The sequence below is a fragment of the uncultured Stenotrophomonas sp. genome (assembly GCF_913778665.1).
Lineage (GTDB): Bacteria > Pseudomonadota > Gammaproteobacteria > Xanthomonadales > Xanthomonadaceae > Stenotrophomonas.
On sequence record NZ_CAJYVQ010000004.1, the window covers coordinates 13287 to 29785 of the forward strand.

General features: G+C 69.2%; 14 protein-coding genes. 8 read left to right on the top strand and 6 right to left on the bottom strand.

The window, feature by feature from the left end:
- Positions 1 to 40 precede the first annotated feature (40 nt).
- Positions 41 to 2701 carry a sensor histidine kinase KdpD gene (locus QZ853_RS04850; protein ID WP_295571165.1) on the top strand — a complete coding sequence of 887 codons (2661 nt, stop codon included), beginning with the start codon at positions 41 to 43 and terminating at the stop codon, positions 2699 to 2701.
- Positions 2682 to 3395 carry a response regulator transcription factor gene (locus tag QZ853_RS04855; protein ID WP_295571166.1) on the top strand — a complete coding sequence of 238 codons (714 nt, stop codon included), beginning with the start codon at positions 2682 to 2684 and terminating at the stop codon, positions 3393 to 3395. Before QZ853_RS04850 ends, QZ853_RS04855 begins: the two co-directional genes overlap by 20 nt.
- A 273-nt stretch (positions 3396 to 3668) precedes the next feature.
- On the opposite strand, the gene QZ853_RS04860 is transcribed toward QZ853_RS04855, so the two are convergent.
- Genes QZ853_RS04860 through coaBC form a run of 3 tightly spaced genes read right to left on the bottom strand, consistent with a single transcriptional unit; the run spans position 3669 to position 7762 of the window.
- The gene (locus QZ853_RS04860; RefSeq protein ID WP_295571167.1) at positions 3669 to 6017 is read right to left on the bottom strand and encodes a phosphomannomutase/phosphoglucomutase; all 2349 of its coding nucleotides are present in this window, start codon (positions 6015 to 6017) and stop codon (positions 3669 to 3671) included.
- Between the two features lie 12 nt (positions 6018 to 6029).
- A complete protein-coding gene (dut, locus tag QZ853_RS04865) occupies positions 6030 to 6503 on the bottom strand; it encodes a dUTP diphosphatase (protein WP_295571168.1) in 474 nt (157 codons plus the stop codon).
- Positions 6500 to 7762 (bottom strand): bifunctional phosphopantothenoylcysteine decarboxylase/phosphopantothenate--cysteine ligase CoaBC, encoded by a 1263-nt coding sequence (gene coaBC / locus QZ853_RS04870; RefSeq protein ID WP_295571169.1) that lies wholly within the window; start codon positions 7760 to 7762, stop codon positions 6500 to 6502. The genes dut and coaBC overlap by 4 nt, the downstream gene beginning before the upstream one ends.
- A 224-nt stretch (positions 7763 to 7986) precedes the next feature.
- Here coaBC and QZ853_RS04875 point away from each other — a divergent pair, with 224 nt between their 5' ends.
- The 4 genes from QZ853_RS04875 (at position 7987) to QZ853_RS04890 (ending at position 12119) form a co-directional block, all read left to right on the top strand.
- Complete coding sequence (locus tag QZ853_RS04875; protein ID WP_295571170.1) at positions 7987 to 8613, top strand: response regulator transcription factor; 627 nt, start codon at positions 7987 to 7989, stop codon at positions 8611 to 8613.
- Positions 8614 to 8683: 70 nt separating this feature from the next.
- Positions 8684 to 9388, top strand: coding sequence for a DNA repair protein RadC (gene radC / locus QZ853_RS04880; RefSeq protein WP_295571171.1), 705 nt, complete (start codon positions 8684 to 8686; stop codon positions 9386 to 9388).
- A 113-nt stretch (positions 9389 to 9501) separates the two neighbouring features.
- Positions 9502 to 11190 (top strand): arginine--tRNA ligase, encoded by a 1689-nt coding sequence (gene argS, locus QZ853_RS04885; protein WP_295571172.1) that lies wholly within the window; start codon positions 9502 to 9504, stop codon positions 11188 to 11190.
- 20 nt (positions 11191 to 11210) lie between these two features.
- Positions 11211 to 12119: an SPOR domain-containing protein gene (locus tag QZ853_RS04890; RefSeq protein ID WP_295571173.1), complete on the top strand. Its 909-nt coding sequence runs from the start codon at positions 11211 to 11213 to the stop codon at positions 12117 to 12119.
- Positions 12120 to 12275: 156 nt separating this feature from the next.
- On the opposite strand, the gene QZ853_RS04895 is transcribed toward QZ853_RS04890, so the two are convergent.
- Positions 12276 to 13028 carry an SDR family NAD(P)-dependent oxidoreductase gene (locus QZ853_RS04895; RefSeq protein WP_295571174.1) on the bottom strand — a complete coding sequence of 251 codons (753 nt, stop codon included), beginning with the start codon at positions 13026 to 13028 and terminating at the stop codon, positions 12276 to 12278.
- A gap of 147 nt (positions 13029 to 13175) precedes the next feature.
- Between QZ853_RS04895 and QZ853_RS04900 the strand changes: the two genes are divergently transcribed.
- Positions 13176 to 13643 carry a DUF1456 family protein gene (locus QZ853_RS04900; RefSeq protein ID WP_295571175.1) on the top strand — a complete coding sequence of 156 codons (468 nt, stop codon included), beginning with the start codon at positions 13176 to 13178 and terminating at the stop codon, positions 13641 to 13643.
- Here QZ853_RS04900 and QZ853_RS04905 read toward each other — a convergent pair.
- A complete protein-coding gene (locus QZ853_RS04905) occupies positions 13612 to 14499 on the bottom strand; it encodes a LysR family transcriptional regulator (RefSeq protein WP_295571176.1) in 888 nt (295 codons plus the stop codon). The genes QZ853_RS04900 and QZ853_RS04905 overlap by 32 nt on opposite strands.
- Positions 14500 to 14642: 143 nt before the next feature.
- Here QZ853_RS04905 and QZ853_RS04910 point away from each other — a divergent pair, with 143 nt between their 5' ends.
- The gene (locus QZ853_RS04910; protein WP_345777889.1) at positions 14643 to 15791 is read left to right on the top strand and encodes an MFS transporter; all 1149 of its coding nucleotides are present in this window, start codon (positions 14643 to 14645) and stop codon (positions 15789 to 15791) included.
- Here QZ853_RS04910 and QZ853_RS04915 read toward each other — a convergent pair.
- A complete protein-coding gene (locus QZ853_RS04915; RefSeq protein WP_295571178.1) occupies positions 15788 to 16486 on the bottom strand; it encodes a TorF family putative porin in 699 nt (232 codons plus the stop codon). The two genes, QZ853_RS04910 and QZ853_RS04915, sit on opposite strands and share 4 nt — an antisense overlap.
- Positions 16487 to 16499 lie beyond the last annotated feature (13 nt).

Genomic DNA, 16499 nt, shown 5'->3' on the forward strand with positions numbered 1-16499 from the left:
ACCGGCTGCGCGCACAATGGCGGCCATGACAGCGGCTCCCATGACTGATGCACGTACCCGCCAGGCCGACGCTCTGGTCGAAGGCCTGCAACGCGAAGCGGGCGGCAAGCTGACCGTGTTTCTCGGCGCGGCACCGGGCGTGGGCAAGACCTACACCATGCTGACCCGCGCGCAGGAACAGCTGCGGCGCGGCGTCGACCTGGTGGTCGGGCTGGTGGAGACCCACGGCCGCGCCGATACCCAGGCGCTGCTGGAGGGCCTGCCGCAGCTGCCACTGAAAGACGTGGACTACCACGGCCGTGTGCTGCAGGAGATGGACCTGGATGCCGTGCTCGCACGGCAGCCGGCGCTGGTGCTGGTGGACGAACTGGCCCACCGCAATGTACCGGGCAGCCGCCACGAGCGGCGCTGGCAGGACGTGATGGAGCTGCTGGACGCCGGCATCGACGTCTGGACCACGGTCAACATCCAGCATCTGGAAAGCCTCAACGACGTGGTGATGCGCATCACCGGCGTGCGCGTCAGCGAGACCGTGCCGGACGGCGTGCTCGACCGCCTGCACGACATCGTGCTGGTCGACCTGCCACCGCGCGAACTGATCGCACGCCTGCAGCAAGGCAAGGTCTATGTGCCCGAACAAGCGGCGCAGGCACTGCAGGCGTTCTTCTCTCCCGCCAACCTGACCGCGCTGCGCGAACTGGCGATGCAGGAGGCCGCCGATCGCGTCGACAGCAGCCTGCGCGAGACCCGTGCCGCGCGCGGCGAGGCCAACCTGCCACTGCGCCGCGGCGTGCTGGTGGCGATCGACGGCGGCGGCCAGAGCGAATACCTGGTGCGCGTGGCACGTCGCATTGCCGAGCGCCGCGACGCACCGTGGACCGTGGTGACCGTGCAGGGGCGGCGCCAGGATGAAGCCACGCGGCGGGAGATCGATGCCGCCTTCGCGCTGGCACGGCGGCTGGGCGGCGACGCCGAACTGCTGCACGGCTCAAGCATCGCCGATGCTCTGCTCGACCATGCCGCGCACAACGGCGTATCGACCCTGGTGCTCGGCCGTACCCGCGAGCGGCCACTGGCACGGATGTTCAACCGCACCTTGACCCAGCAGCTGATCCAGCGCGGCGCGCATTACGAGATCACCATCATCAGCACCCCGCAGGCGCGTGCGCGTTCGCGCCGCGAAGGCCTGCTGCCGGCAGCGCGCGGCATCAGCTACGAGCCGGTGCAGGCACTGGTCGCCACCGCGCTGGCCTGTGCGGTGGCATGGCTGGCCGAACGCTGGGTGGGCATGGCCGATCTGTCGATGGTGTTCATCGTCGCGGTGGTACTGGTGGCTGCACGCACGCGCGCCAGCGTAGCGGTCATGGCGGCGATCCTATGCTTCCTGGCCTACAACTTCCTGTTCATCGCACCGCGCTTCACCTTCGCCATCGGGGCGCGCCAGGGCGTGATCACCGTATTTCTGTTCCTGGCCGCGGCGCTGGTAGCCGGACGCCTGGCCTCGCGGCTGCGCATGCAGGTGATCGCGTTGCGTGCGGCCAACCGCCACGCGCGTGCGCGCCAGCAGCTGGGACGGCAGCTGGCCAGCGCGGCGGGCAATGGCGAGGTGGCACAGGCCGGGCGATTGGCGCTGGAACAGGCGATGGACGTTCCGGCGTGGCTGCGGATCGGCGCCGACACTGCATCCGGTGGCCGTTCGCAGCCGGGCGATACCGATCTGGCCGCGGCCGACTGGGCCCTGCGCCACGGCCAGCCCAGCGGCCGCTTCACCGATACCCTGGCCGGTGCACAGTGGTGGTTCCTGCCGCTGCTGGATGGCGAGGACCGCGCGATCGGCGTGGCCGGCCTTTACCTGCCCGGCGCCCAGGCGCGCCTGCTGCCCGAGCAGCGCCAGCTGGCCGAAGCGATGGTGGATGACATCGCGCAGGCCGCGCTTCGCACGCGGCTGGTGGCCGAACTGGAGCAGGCGCACGTCAGCAACGAGACCGAGCGGCTGCGTTCGGCGCTGCTCTCGTCGGTATCGCATGACCTGCGCTCGCCGCTGGCCGCGATGATCGGCTCGGCCGACAGCCTGGCCAGCTACGGCGCGGCGATGGATACCACCGACCGCCGTGCCCTGCTGGACACCATCCTGGTCGAAGGCGAGCGGCTGGACCGCTACATCCAGAATCTGCTGGACATGACCCGGCTCGGCCATGAAGGGCTGAAGATCAACCGCGACTGGATCGGCGTGGACGAACTGATCGGTTCGGCGGCGCGGCGCCTGCAGCGCTACCAGCCGAAGGTGCGGCTGGAGCTGGACATCCCGGCCACGCTGGCGCCGATCTGGGTGCACCCGGCGCTGGTCGAGCAGGCGGTGTTCAACGTGATGGAGAACGCGGCCAAGTTTTCGCCACCCGAGGCTGCCGTGCAGGTGCACGCACGCGAGCTGGACGGCGAGCTGCGCATCGACGTGATCGATGCCGGCCCGGGTATTCCCGATGACGAACGTGCGCGCATCTTCGACATGTTCTACAGCGTCGAGCGCGGCGACCGCGGCCGCCACGGCACTGGCCTGGGCCTGACCATCTGCCAAGGCATGATCGGCGCGCATGGCGGCAGCGTGCAGGCGCTGCCCGGACGCGAAGGTCGCGGTACCCTGATCCGCATCACCCTGCCGCTGCTCAAGCCAGCCTCCCACGATGAGCCCGACTCCGATTGATGCCAGCGTGCCGGCCGCGCGCGTGCTGGTGATCGATGATGAAACCCAGATCCGCCGGTTCCTGGACATCAGCCTGCGCGCGCAGGGTTACCAGGTGCGGCAGGCGGCGACCGGCCAGGAAGGCCTGCAACTGGCCGCCAGCGAAGACATGGACCTGGTGATCCTGGATATCGGCCTGCCGGACATGGAAGGCCACGAGGTGCTGCAGCAGCTGCGGCAGTGGAGCCAGGTGCCGGTGATCATGCTGACCGTGCGGGCGGGCGAAGCCGAGAAGGTGCGCGCACTGGATACCGGCGCCAACGACTATGTGACCAAACCGTTCGGCACGCAGGAGCTGATGGCGCGTGTGCGGGCGCTGCTGCGCACGCGCAGCGTGCCGACCGATGGCACACCGCCGGTGTTCGACGACGGCCACCTGCACGTGGACCTGGTGCGCCGCGAAGTGGCGCTGGACGGCGAGCCGGTGGCGCTGACCCGCAAGGAATACGCGCTGCTGTCGCTGCTGCTGCGCAATGCCGGGCGGGTGGTCACCCAGCCGCAGATCCTGCAGGAAATCTGGGGCCCGACCCACCAGCACGACACCCATTACCTGCGCATCCTGGTCGGCAAGCTGCGGCACAAGCTGGGCGATTCGGCGCTGGATTCGCGTTATCTGTTCACCGAACCGGGCGTGGGGCTGCGGTTCAAGGGGTGAGAGTGTGCCGGCCAACGGTCGGCACCCATCAGACAAGCGAATTCGGAAGAGCGTCCACGCATGGCGTGGACCTACCGTGTCGACCAAGGTCGGCACCTACCAACAGCTCCAGGAAATTGTCAGAGGTGGGGCGGTGTCGGAATGCGGGGTGTCAGCCGCATGGGCCCGAGGCATGCCTCGGGCGGATTGGGCAGGACGCCCACCCCGGTCTTGCCGTGTGCGCAGGACAGCGCACACGAGCAAGCGGCTGCCAAGCCCCCCGGGACGGGTTGCTCAGAACCCCAGCGGGGTGTCGCCCAGCACCGGTTGCAGCTGGCTGCGGAACAGCGCCTGGATGCGTTCCAGTGCCGCCTCGTCGTTGCCCTCGAAGCGCAACACCAGCACCGGCGTGGTGTTGGACGCACGCACCAGCCCCCAGCCATCGGGGAAATCCACGCGCAGGCCATCGATGGTAGACAGGCGGCCGCCCACATACGGGTTGTCCGGCGACTGTGCCGCCGCCACCAGCATCGCCACCAGCGCATGCGGCGTGCCTTCGGCCACCGGCACCTTCAGTTCCGGCGTCGCCACCGTCTCGGGCAGCTCGGCCAGCACCTCGGCCGGGGGTTCCTCGCGCTGGGCCAGGATCTCCAGCAGGCGCGCAGCGGCGTACAGGCCGTCGTCGAAACCGAACCAGCGTTCCTTGAAGAAGAAGTGGCCGCTCATCTCGCCGGCCAGCTCGGCATCGGTCTCGCGCATCTTCGCCTTCATCAGCGAATGCCCGGTCTTCCACATCAACGGGCTGCCACCATTGCGCAGCACGTGGTCGGACAGCTTGCCGGTGCACTTCACGTCGTAGATCACCATCGCGCCCGGGTTGCGCATCAGCACATCGGCAGCGAACAGCATCAGCAGGCGGTCGGCATAGATGATCCTGCCTTCGCCGGTGACCACGCCCAGGCGGTCGCCGTCGCCATCGAAGGCCACGCCGAGGTCGGCACCGAAGCGCTTCACCGTCTGCACCAGGTCTTCCAGGTTGGCCGGTTCGCTGGGGTCGGGGTGATGATTGGGGAAGCTGCCGTCGACGTCGCAGTACAGCGGAATGACCTCGGCGCCGATCGCTTCCAGCAGCTGCGGTGCGAGCGCGCCGGCGACGCCGTTGCCGGCATCGGCCACCACCTTCAACGGGCGGTCCAGCTGCACGTCATCGGCGATACGCTGGATGTAGTCGGCACCGACGTCGCGCTGCTGGTAATCGCCCGGCTCGGCGGCCTGCACCAGGCAGCCCTCGACGATGCGCCGGTAGAGATCGGTGATGGCATCACCGGACAGCGTCTCGCCGCCGATGACCACCTTGAAGCCGTTGTACTCGGGCGGGTTGTGGCTGCCGGTCACCGCCACGCAGGTACCGGTGCGCAGGTGGAACGCGGCGTAGTACACCACCGGCGTCGGCGCCAGGCCGATATCGATCACCGAGCAGCCGGCGCGGCGCAGGCCCTCGGCCAGGCCAGCGGCCAGCTCCGGCCCGGACAGGCGGCCGTCGCGGCCGATCACCACTTCGCGCAGGCCCTGTTCCAGCGCCACGGTGCCGATCGCCTGGCCGATCAGCGCGGCGGTCTTCGGTGTCAGTTCGCTGCCGACTACGCCACGGACGTCGTAGGCGCGGAAGATGCCGGCGGCCAGTTCCTCGGCCGGCACCGGTGGCGGCGGCGGCGGCGCGCTTTCCTCACTGCTGACCGCTGCGGCCACCGGCGGCGGCGCCATCTGCAGGCTCTCGCTCAGGGTAGGGCCGTGGTCGGCATCGGTCACCGCGGCGCGTCGCGGCAGCGGCAGGTTCTTCGGCAGGCGGCCACGCCCGACCACCAGCAACACTGCAATGAAGGCCAACAGCAGCGCAACGATGGCGCTGGCCAGCGCGCCCAGGCCCAGCGGCCCGGCGTCGACGTTCGGCACGGCGGCGACCAGTCGCAGCGGCGTACCGGCAACCGGGCGCGCCAGTGTCTCGGCGCTTTGGGCCAAACCGGCGTCGCCCTGGGTCACCAGATCGTACGCGCCCTGGCGCAAGCCGAGGAACCCGGCCGACGGCGCGCTCACCTGGTCCAGCGGCGCGGTCAGCCGCAGCAACGGTTGGCGCACGTAGACCACCGCTGGCCCGAGGCTGCCCAGCTGCACCGGTGCCGCCAGGCCGAGGCGATTGCCGCCACCATCGCGGACCACGCGCAGGCCCGGCTTGGCACTGGCCAGCGCCGCCTCCAGTAGCGCCAGGCGGGCGTAACCGAAGCGGGCAGGTTCGGCATAGGCCGCGGCCAGATCGGCGGTCAGCACCTCGACCTGCTCGACCCCGGTCCAGCTCTCGCGCACGGCCAGCGCGGCCGCAGCGGCATCGCCGGCCTGCAGCGCCTGCTGCACCCGTTCGTTCTTCAACTGTTGCTGCAGCTGTTTCAGCTGGCCCCTGGCGGCCTCCTGCAGCCCCAGCACGGCCTGGTCACGCGCGGCTTCCAGCGCCTGGCCATTGGCCTCCTGCCGCCATTGCTGCACCGCGCTCCATCCGAACCAGCCGGCCAGCAGGACCAGCAGCACGCCCAGCAGTGGCGCACCACGACCCAAAGACCGTCCCCGCTGTCTTTCCCCGATGCCGCTCATCGCTGTCCCCCGTCAACGCACCCCGGTATGGCCGAATCCACCCGTTCCCCGCACGCTGTCGGTGAAAGTATCCACTACCTGCAGGCTGACACGGGCAATCGGCACGATCACCAGCTGTGCGATGCGATCGCCCGGCTCGATGGTGAACCCCTCACGGCCGCGGTTCCACACGCTGATCAGCAGCGGCCCCTGGTAATCGGCGTCGATCAGGCCAGTGCCGTTGCCGAGCACGATGCCGTGGCGGTGGCCCAGCCCCGAACGCGGCAGGATCACCGCGCACAGGTTCGGGTCGGCGATATGGATGGCCAGGCCGCTGGGCACCAGCGCTGTATCGCCCGGCTGCAGGGTCAGCGCGGTATCGAGCGCGGCGCGCAGGTCCATGCCGGCGCTGGCTTCGGTGGCGTACGCCGGTAGCGGCCAGCTGTCGCCGAAGCGCGGATCAAGCAGCTTGACCTGCAGCGGTTGGGAAGTGAAAGCCTGGGTCATGCCTGGAGTCTCCGCGCGATCAGCGCCAGCAGTTGTTCGGCCAGCACGCGCTTGGAGGTGGCCGGGAATACCTGTTCGCCGTCCTGCCAGTAGGCAGTGGCGGCATTGTTGTCGCTCTCGAAGCCGGCGCCGCTGATGCCGACCTGGTTGGCGATCACCAGGTCCAGGCGCTTGTCGACCAGCTTGCCACGCGCATATTTCTCCACGTCGTGGGTCTCGGCGGCGAAGCCGACCACCAGCTTCAGCGACTGCGTCTGCGCGGCCACCTCAGCGAGGATGTCCGGTGTGCGCACCAGTTCGATCACCAGCGACTGACTGCCGGCGGTCTTCTTCAGCTTCTGCGCGGCCACCTGGCGCGGCGTGTAGTCGGATACGGCAGCGGCGCCGATATAGATGTCGGCCGGCAGCGACTTCAGCACGGCATCGCGCATCTGCGCGGCCGAACGCACATCGACACGCTGCACGCCGGGCGGCGTCGGCAGCTGCACCGGGCCGCTCACCAGCACCACCTGCGCGCCCATCGACGCGGCCGCTGCGGCCAGCGCGAAGCCCATCTTGCCGCTGCTGCGATTGCCGACGTACCGCACCGGATCGATGTCTTCATAGGTCGGGCCGGCGCTGATCAGCAGGCGCAGGCCCTGCAGCGCGCGGGTCTCCGGCGCGGCAACCGGGGCGTTGGCGCCCACGTTGGCGGCCAGCGCGGCGACGATGTCAGCCGGTTCGGCCAGACGGCCAGGTCCGGATTCGCCCTCGGCCAGCGGGCCGTCGACCGGGCCGATCACCTGTGCGCCGCGCTGGCGCAGCAGGGCGATGTTGGCCTGCGTGGCCGGATGCAACCACATCCGGTGGTTCATTGCCGGGCAGATCGTCAGCGGTGCGGTACTGGCCAGGCACAGGGTGCTGACCAGGTCATCGGCATGGCCATGGGCCAGCCGCGCCAGCAGATCGGCGGTGCCGGGGGCGACTACGATGCGGTCGGCCCAACGAGCCAGCTCGATGTGGCCCATCGCCTGTTCGGCGGCGCTGTCCCACAGCGTGGTGCGGGTCGGCTGCCCGGACAGCGCCTGGAAGCTGAGCGGAGTGACGAACTGCTGGGCACCGGCGGTCATCGCCACCTGCACCTGGGCACCGGCATCGCGCAGGCGACGCACCAGCTCCAGAGCCTTGTAGGCCGCGATCCCACCTCCGACGCACAACAGCAGTTTCTGACCTTCCAGCGCGCGGGCCTGCGCGGGGGAAGCGTTGGGGGAGTCAGCCACCTGGAATTCCTGTGCAAACGAGGGCGTTAGCTTACCCGATGGCCGGTAATGTCCCGGTACAGGACGCACATAGCGGGCAGCTATCAGCAGATGGCCCCCCCCTTGAAGCGGAATTCCCCCAAACGCTGTTTCGGACCTTTCCTATACCTCAGCAGGGCGAGGGTTTTGCAGAATCAGGCGTGGGCCACTGTCTGCGGTGGCCGGTCAGAGTTCCAAGGAGCCGCGTGCACCCGCGCATCATCATCGCCGACGACCATCCCGTGGTCCTGCACGGCATCCGCATCGCGCTGCAGCCCCATCCAATGGACATCGTCGGCAGCGCGCACGACGGCGCCGGGTTGCTGCAGCTGGTGGACGGCCACGGCTGCGATGCCGTGCTGACCGACCTGTCGATGCCCGGCGACGGCCCGGACGGCCCGGAACTGATCGACATCCTGCGCAGCCGACATCCCGAGCTGCCGGTGGTGGTGCTGACCGGCGCGCGCCATCCCGGCCTGCTGGATGGCCTGCTGCGCGACGGCATCCGCGGCCTGGTCGACAAGTGCGCTGATTTCGCCCAGCTGCCACAGGCACTGAACGCGGCCCTGGCCGGGCAGGTATTCGTCTCCCCGCAGCTGCGCGACCGCCTGCTGGCCCGCGATCTGCTGTTCGCACGTTCGCCCGCCGCACTCTCGGCGCGCGAGCGTGAAGTGCTGGAACTGCTGGCCGCGGGACTGAACGTGAATGCCATCGCCGAGCACTGCGGACGCAGCCCGAAGACGATCAGCCGGCAGAAGGCCGAAGCCAAGCGCAAGCTGGGCCTGCAGACCAACCAGGAACTGTTCGACTACCTGCAGACCCAGCGCGACTGAGGCATCGGCCGACCCCAGGTTGCGCCAAGCCCCGATGGGAGGCGCCCCTCTCGCTGGCGATGATGCAGGCATGCCCATCCATGACTGGCCCGAACAGGAGCGCCCCCGCGAGAAGCTGATCGCGCGCGGGCCCAGCGCACTTTCCGATGCTGAACTGCTGGCGCTGTTTCTCGGCTCCGGGTTCGGCGGCCGCGATGCCGTGCAGACCGCGCGCGACCTGCTGCAGGCGCACGGCCCGTTGCGGGTGCTGCTCGACCGCCCCGCCGCGGAACTGGCCCGCCTGCCCGGGCTCGGCCCCGCACGCAGCTGCACGCTGGCCGCCGGGCTGGAGCTGTCCCACCGCTACCTGACGGCCGAGCTGGAACACGGCGAAGCGGTGGGCAACAATCCGGCGGCGGTCGGCCGCTACCTGCAGCACCGGCTGCGTGGCCAGGCCCGAGAGGTCTTCATGGCCCTGTTCCTGGACAACCGCCACCGCCTGATCGCCTGCGAGGAACTGTTCCACGGCACCATCAACGCCGCCCCGGTGTACCCGCGCGAAGTGGTGCGGCGGGCCCTGCTGCACAATGCGGCGGCGGTGATCCTCAGCCACAACCACCCCTCCGGCGACCCGGAGCCGTCCAGTGCCGATACCCGCATCACCGACGAGCTGCAGCAGGCCCTGGCGCTGGTCGATGTACGCCTGCTGGACCACTTCGTGGTGGGCGAAGGCCGGCCCGTTTCGTTTGCTGAACGAGGCCTGCTGGCTCCGCCCCAGCCCCGCCTGTTCGGCTGAGTGCGGCGATCCCGGCGCGATCGGGCTGCACCCCAGGCCGGCCCGGGTCAGCGTGGGCGCGGGTATCTGCGCTAAAATGGGCGATTCCGCCGCTCATTCTCACAGCAGGCCTCGTGAAAAATCTCCTCCGCGCCCTGATCAGCCAAGGCATCGAAGCCTTGCGTGCCAATGGCACCCTGCCCGCCGACTCCCTGCCGCCGGACTTCGTGGTCGAGCGCCCGAAGACCCGCGACCACGGCGACTTCGCCACCAATGCCGCGATGCTGCTGGCCAAGGCCGCGCGCAGCAACCCGCGCGCACTGGCGCAGGCGCTGGTCGACGCGCTGCCGCGTAGCGAGGACGTCAGCAAGGTCGAGATCGCCGGCCCCGGCTTCATCAACTTCCACCTGGCCCCGGCCGCCTACCAGCGCGAAGCCGCGTCGGTGATCAAGGAAGGCCATGACTACGGCCGCAACCTGTCCGGCAATGGCCGCACGGTGGGCGTGGAGTACGTGTCGGCCAACCCGACCGGTCCACTGCACGTCGGCCATGGCCGCGCCGCCGCGATCGGCGACTGCGTCGCGCGCGTGCTGGACGCCAACGGCTGGAACGCCAAGCGCGAGTTCTACTACAACGACGCCGGCGTGCAGATCGAGAACCTGGCGCTGTCGGTGCAGGCCCGCGTGAAGGGCATCGCTCCGGACCAGGACGGTTGGCCGGAAGGCGGCTACCGCGGTGAATACATCGCCGACGTCGCCCGCGCCTACATGGCCGGCGCCAGCGTCGACCTGGAAGGCACCCTGGTGGTCGGCGCCAAGGACCCGGACGACATGCAGGCGATCCGTCGCTTCGCGGTGGCCTACCTGCGCAACGAGCAGAACCTGGACCTGGCCGCGTTCGGCGTCGACTTCGACATCTATTTCCTGGAAAGCTCGCTGTACGCCGATGGCAAGGTCGCCGAAGCGGTGGCCAAGCTTCAGGCCTCCGGCCACACCTACGAGGAAGGCGGCGCGCTGTGGCTGCGCAGCACCGACTTCGGTGACGACAAGGACCGCGTGATGCGCAAGTCCGACGGCACCTTCACCTACTTCGTGCCGGACGTGGCCTACCACCTGTCCAAGTGGCAGCGCGGCTACGAGCGCGCGATCACCGAACTGGGCGCCGACCACCATGGTTCGCTGGCACGCGTGCGCGCCGGCCTGCAGGCCATGGAAGTGGGCATCCCGAAGGGCTGGCCGGAATACGTGCTGCACCAGATGGTCACCGTCATGCGTGGCGGCGAGGAAGTGAAACTGTCCAAGCGTGCCGGCAGCTACTTCACCCTGCGCGACCTGATTGATGAAGCCGGCCGCGATGCCACCCGCTGGTTCCTGATCGCGCGCAAGCCCGATTCGCAGCTGACCTTCGACATCGACCTGGCCCGCCAGCAGAGCAACGACAACCCGGTGTTCTACGTGCAGTACGCGCACGCACGCGTCTGCAGCCTGCTGCGCCAGGCACAGGAGAAGGGCCTGGTGTACGTGCAGGCCAATGGCGTGGCCAACCTCGGCCGCCTGGACGATGACGCCTCGCTGCTGCTGATGAACGAGATCTCACGCTATCCGGAAGTGGTGGAATCGGCCGGCACTCTGCTGGAACCGCACCTGGTGGCGCAGTACCTGCGCGAACTGGCACACGCCTTCCACACGTGGTATCAGAGCAAGAAGATTCTTGAACTGGATCAGTCCGAGCTTGATGCACGCCTGGCCCTGGCCAGTGCGGCACGGCAGGTGCTGGCCAATGGCCTCGACCTCCTGGGCGTCAGCGCCCCGGAAAAAATGTAACTCCCGGAGACGTAGTAGACATGGCAGCACGACGCGGCAAGACACAGGCCAGGCGCAACAGCAGCAGCCAGGGCACACCCGGATGGGTGTGGCTGGTGGCCGGTGTGGCGATTGCGGCCGTGGTGTTCCTGGCGGCGCCGAACCTGTTCAAGGGCGAAGGCGATGGCTTCCTGCGCGCCGGTCCGCAGCCGAACCCGAACGCGCAGCCGGCGCCGGTGGCCGATGCCGACGGCGATGTCGGCACCCAGCCGGCCGCGCAGCCGGCCACGCCGAAACCGGCCGAAGCAGAAAAGCCGGCCGCCACCCAGTACGACTTCTACACCCTGCTGCCCGGCAAGGAAGTGGAGATGTCCGACGCGGAACTGGCGGCCAGCGCGCGTGCCGAGGAGCAACGCCGGGCCAAGGCTGAAGCGTCGCGTGCGCAGGCCGCACTGGAAGGCAAGCCGGTACCGCCGCCAGCCGCCACTGCGACACCAACCGCCACCGCACCGGCGACGACCGCCAGCGTGGCCAGCACCGCACCGGTCACTGCCACCGGCCGTCCGCTGCCGGCACCGCTGAGCGAGCGCCCGGCGGCCGCGACACCGCCGGCGACTACCGCGCCTGCATCGACCGGCACCGGCACCGCCGCCGCGACCCCGGCAGCGCGACCGGAAACCGCAGCGCCCGCAACCAGTGCACCGGCTGCCGTCGACAACACCCGCTACATCCTGCAGGCCGGCGCATTCGGCGCCTCCGGCGATGCCGAAGCGACCAAGGCCAAGTTGGCGATGATGGGCCTGGCCGCACGCGTGGAGTCGGCGCAGATCAACGGCAAGACGGTGTACCGCGTGCGCATGGGGCCGTATGGCAGCGCCGGCGAACTGGCCGAAGCCAAGCAGAAGCTGGATGGCACTGGATTGCAGGCGATGGCGATCAAGGCGCAGTGATCTGCAGGAGTTGAACGGAAAAGCCGGGCATTGCCCGGCTTTTTTGTTTCTGTAGAGCTGAGCCATGCTCGGCTGAATTCCGGCGAAGCCCAGCATGGGCTCGGTTCTACAGGACACGCCCTACCCGCGCTGGCCCGAGACGTCGCACGGCGCAGGTCAGCCTTCGCGGGCCACCTGGAAACCGGCGAACGACTGGCTGACCGGCATCAGTTCCAGGCGATTGATGTTCAGGTGCGGTGGCAGCGTGGCCACCCAGAAGATCTGCTCGGCGATGTCTTCGGCGGTCATCGGGTTGGCGCCGCTGTACAGCTTGTCCGACGCGTTCTGGTCACCATGGGTGCGCACCACGGTGAACTCGGTCTCGGCCATGCCGGGCTCGATGGTGGTCACGCGCACGCCGGTGCCGTGCAGGTCCGAACGCAGGCCCAGCGAGAACTGGCTGACGAACGCCTTGGTGCCACCGTAGGCATTGCCACCCGGATACGGATAGACGCCGGCCACCGAGGAGATGTTGATGATCGCGCCCTTGCGCTCCACCAGCTGCGGCAGCAGACGATGGGTCAAGGTCACCAGCGCGGTGATGTTGGTGTCGATCATCGTGGTCCAGTCCGACAGCCTGGCGCCCTGCGCCGGCGCTGTGCCCTGCGCCAGGCCGGCATTGTTGACCAGCAGATCGATCTCGCCGAAAGCCGGCGGCAGCGCCAGCAGCGCGGCTTCCATGGCCACCGGATCTCGGATGTCGAAGGGCGCCGCATGCACCGCATCCTTGCCGTAGCGCTCGACCAGCGGCTGCAGGCGTTCGCTGCGACGGCCGGTGGCGATCACCTTCCAGCCCGCTTGGGCGAAGCGGTGGACGGCGGCGGCACCGAAGCCGGAAGTGGCGCCGGTAATCAGGACAGTGCGGGTCATCAGGCAACTCCAGGGCGAAAACCAGACCTCCATTCTGGCACCGTCGGCCGGCGCCTGTGTTGCTGGATCGGCCAGATCCGGAGTCGGATCCGTTGGCTGCGGCCAAGGGATCCGACCCCAGCGACAGGGCGACCGCTACAATGGGCCATGATCAACAACGATGTCCTGCGCAGCGTGCGCTACTCCCTGGACCTGGGCGACCACCATGTGGTGGCCCTGTGCCAGCTGGCCGACCCGGCCTTCGCGGTGGATACCGAACAGGTGAAGGCCTGGCTGCGCCGTGAGGACGAAGCCGGCTTCGAGGCGATGAACGACAGTGCGCTGGCGCACTTCCTCGATGGCCTGATCGTGCACCTGCGCGGTCGCGACGAAAGCCAGCCGCAGCGCGCAGTGGAAACCCGCATCGACAACAACCTGGTGCTGAAGAAGCTGCGCGTGGCGTTCCAGCTGCGCGACGTGGACCTGCTGGAGATCTTCGCCGGTGCCGGTTTCAATGTGTCCAAGTCGGAACTCGGCGCCCTGTTCCGCCAACCCGGCCACGGCAACTACCGGCGCTGCCTGGACCAGATGCTGCGCAACTTCCTCAAGGGCCTGAGCCTGCGCCTGCGCGGCTGAGCACGGCCTCCACGAACGCCCGTGCCGCCGGCGTCGGCACCCGTTGCCAGACCAGGTGCACGCGGCGGGTCGGGGTCGGTTGCAGCGGAATCTGCACCACCCCCTGGAACCCTTCAGCGATCAGCGCCGGCACGATACCCACCGCCAGCCCGTGGCGGACGAAGCGTTCGACCAGTTCCATCAGGTTGACCTCGAAACGCACCGTGTGTGGCAGGCCGGCGGCAGCGAACGCGTCATCGGTCTGGCGTCGCGCGCCGGTGCCGCGAGGGAAATCGACCAGCGCCTCGTCCTGCAACGCAGTCAGCGGCAAGCGTTTGCGCCGGGCCAGCCGGTGCGAGGGCGCCAGCACCGCCACCAGGTCTTCTTCCTGCAGCATCCGGTGGCAGACCCCATCCAGTGCCGCCGAAGGCGCCAGCCCGACCAGCGCCACGTCCAGCGCGCGCGACTGCACCTGCGTGATCAGGTCCTCGCTCTTGTCCACCCGCAACTGGAATTCCACCTGCGGGTGCACCTGCTGGAAGGCGGCCAGCATCGCCACCACGTCGATGTCGGTGAGTGAGGAAATCTGCCCGATCGCCAGCAGCCCACGCACCTCACCACTCACCGCCGCCACATCGGCGCGAAGGTGGCGCAGGCTGGCAAGCACCTGCCGAGCGTGCACCAGCAGAGCCTCGCCCGCGGCGGTAGCACGGACCTGGCGCGGCAGGCGCTCGAACAGCACGCTGCCCAGCTCCTGCTCCAACGCCGCGATCTGGTGGCTGAGCGCGGACTGCACCACGTGGCAGCGCTCGGCGGCGCGGGTGAAGTTGCCTTCCTCGGCCAGCGCAACCGCAAATTCGAGCTGCTTGAGGTTCACCCGACTATCTCGTTTTCAGATGGCAGGCATGATGATGATTCATTTCCATCATCACTGCAGCAGGCGGACACTGTGCGCCCCGCTTCCTGGACCACCGCGTGAGCCCCTCCCTCCCCCCTCTGCACCGCTGGCAGGTGCTGCTGATGTCGGTCGCCACCGGCGTGGCGGTCGCCAGCAACTACTACGCACAGCCGCTGCTGCACACCATCGCCGGGGCCTTCGGTGTGCCGTTCGGCCAGGTCGGCATGGTAGTCACCGCGGCCCAGCTGAGCTATGCCGCCGGGCTGATCCTGCTGGTGCCGCTGGGTGACCTGTTCGAGCGCCGCCGGCTGATCGTGGTGATGAGCCTGCTTTCGGCTGCCGGGCTGGTGATCAGCGCCTGCGCGCCATCGCTGGCCTGGTTGCTGGTGGGCACCGCGATCACCGGCCTGTTCTCGGTGGTAGCCCAGGTGCTGGTGCCATTCGCGGCTACCCTGGCCGCGCCCGAACACCGTGGCCGCGTGGTCGGCACGCTGATGAGCGGCCTGCTGCTGGGCATCCTGCTCGCACGCACCGTGGCCGGCCTGGTGTCGAGCCTGGGCGACTGGCGCCTGGTGTATGCAATCGCCGCCGGCACGCTGGTGTTGACTACGCTTGCGCTGCACCGTGGCCTGCCGCGCTTCCACCACAGCGCGGGACTGGGCTATTTCGCCCTGCTGCGCTCGATCGGCACCCTGTTCGTGCAGGAGCCGGTGCTGCGCCAGCGCACCCTGCTGGGCGCGTGCAGCTTCGCCATGTTCGCGATCTTCTGGACCCCGCTCGCCTTCCTGCTGGCACAGCCGCCGTACGAATACAGCGACGCCACCATCGGCCTGTTCGGCCTGGTCGGTGCGGCCGGCACCCTGGCCGCCGGCCTGGCCGGACGCATGTCCGACCGCGGCCAGAGCGGTCGTGCCACCGCCATCGCGCTGGCGCTGTTGCTGCTGTCATGGCTGCCGCTGGGCCTGTCGGCGCACTCGCTGCTGGCGCTGCTGGTAGGCGTGGTGGTGCTCGACCTGGCCGCGCAGCTGCTGCACGTCAGCAACCAGAACCTGATCTATGCGCTGCAGCCCGCCGCGCGCAACCGCCTCAATGCCGGCTACATGACCGGCTACTTCATCGGCGGTTCGCTGGGCTCGCTGCTGTCGGCCCAGGTCTACCAGCACTTCGGCTGGACCGGTGTCTGCATCGCCGGTGCCGCCGTGGCGGTGCTGGCGCTGCTGCTGTGGCTGCCTGGCGCGCTGCGCACGCGCCAGGCCCGCGCTGCCGACTAGAAACTGCCCTGCAGCGCCAGCTCCCAACGCCCGCCGGCGTTGCCGGGGAACAGCCGCTTGGCGGCGCTGTCGGTGTCGTGCACGGTGGCACGCAGTTCCCAGGCCGGCACCAGCGTGGCGATGGCGCTGAGCTGGCCATGCAGGTAGTCCGGCCCCTGCGCGCTGGCCAGCCAGTACTGGCCCACCGCCGCTTCCAGGCGGAAGCGCTCGCGCAGCGGCACACGCACGCCCAGCTGCGCATAGGTGCCGCGATGACCGCCGGCCAGCGCGTCGTTGGAATGCGCGACCTGCAGCCAGGCGCGCTGCTTCCACGACAGCGCGCTGTTGAGTTCGGTCCAGTCCAGCGCGCGGCCGGTACCCGGATACACATAGCGGGTCAGGTTCGCGTCCAGCGTCCAGTCCGGCGCCAGTGCACCGGACCAGCCCGCCACCAGGTCAAACTCGCTGCGCGCGCCGTTGTCCGGCTTGAACGAGACGTTCGAACCCCACACGCTGGCGTACCAGCCCGAGGTCACCGCCACCTTCGCGCCCGCCTGCACCGCAGGATCGCCATCGCTCTGTGAGCTGCCACGCCACACGTAATCGCTGGTCAGTGCCACGCTGCCGCTTGCCTGCACCTGTGCCTGCGCGCTGCCGCTGCCGAGCAGGCCCGCCAGCGCGGCCACCATCGCCGCCATCATCCCCTTGCTGTTCACTGCACTGTGTTCC